Consider the following 1,293-nt stretch of genomic DNA (forward strand, 5'->3'; position numbering starts at 1 on the left):
GGCTCTTCGTGATTCCGTGTGGGTGATTTGACGCCCATGCTCCGGCTGCAACCCGCTCTGGCATTGACGATGAGGTTGTCGGCGGTGCGTCGGAAATCTGGCACGCTTTGTCGATGGCCAGACCCTCCTCACGGCAGCGTCGCCTTCTCGACGCGTATCGGTTCCATGGATTTCGTCCGCAGGCGCAGGTGAAGGGCCTGTTCGGCGACCCCAAGGCGCGCGTGATCACGCTCGTTCGGCGGGGAAAAAAACGGTGTGCGGCGCTTGCGGCCAGGTCCAGTCGGGGTGGTACGACCGCAAGACAAGGCGGGTGCGCGACTTGTCCTGCGGCGACACCCGCGTCTGGCTGGAGTTGGAGGTTCGCCGCGTCGCCTGCCGGGGATGCGGCAAGGTGAAGACCGAGCGGCTCGATTTCCTGGCCGACAATCCGTTCTACACCAAGCGCTTCGCCTGGCACGTCGGACGGCGTTGCCGGCAGGCGACGATCAGTGATGTCGCCAAGGAGTTCAAGCTCGACTGGCAGACGGTCAAGGCCTTGGACAAGCAGTACATGGCCGAGCAGGTGCGACGTGCCGGGCTGCCGGGACCCAAGGTGATCGGCATCGACGAGATCTCGATCCGCAAGGGTCACACCTACCGCATCGTGGTCAGCGATCTGATCCGCAAGCGACCCATCTGGTTCGGTGGCAACGACCGGTCGGAAGCCAGCATGAAACAGTTCTACGCGGCCCTGGGAGCGAGGAAATCCGCGGGCATCCGGCTGGCGGTGATGGATATGTGGAGGCCGTTCCGCACCGCCACCCAGGCGCACGCGCCCAAGGCGGCGATCCTGTTCGACAAGTTCCACGTCATGCGCCATCTTGGCGACGCGCTCGATGCCGTTCGCAAGGCCGAGTACGCCCGACTGAATGGCAAGGATCGGGCCTACATCAAGGGGCAGAAGTACACCCTGCTGTCGAGCAAGGAGAACCTGAGCGTCGACGGTCGGGTTGCCCTCAAGCGATTGCTGGCGGCCAACAAGCGGCTCAACACTGCCTACCTGCTCAAGGAGCGATTCGGACAGCTGTGGGACTACCGCAGCGAGGCCTGGGCGAGGAAGTTCTTCGACCAGTGGCGTGCGTCGCTGCGATGGCAGCGCCTGCCGAGCTTCGAGAAGTTCGCCGAGATGATCGAGCGCCATTGGGACGGTATCGCTGCCTACTGCAGACCCGAGAACAAGGTCTCGCTCGGCTTCGTCGAAGGACTCAACAACAAGATCCGCGTCATCCAGCGCCGCGCCTACGGCCTGCGAGA

Annotated in this window: 1 protein-coding gene; it reads left to right on the forward strand. The window is 63.8% G+C overall.

The window, feature by feature from the left end; genetic code table 11:
* Window positions 1–253 precede the first annotated feature (253 nt).
* Window positions 254–1,293 (forward strand): ISL3 family transposase (locus AAG565_RS15715; RefSeq protein ID WP_348820589.1); only part of this gene is annotated, 1,040 nt, incomplete at its 3' end.

The organism is Fontimonas sp. SYSU GA230001 (genome assembly GCF_040066175.1).
In the GTDB taxonomy this organism is placed as follows: Bacteria; Pseudomonadota; Gammaproteobacteria; order Nevskiales; family Nevskiaceae; genus Solimonas.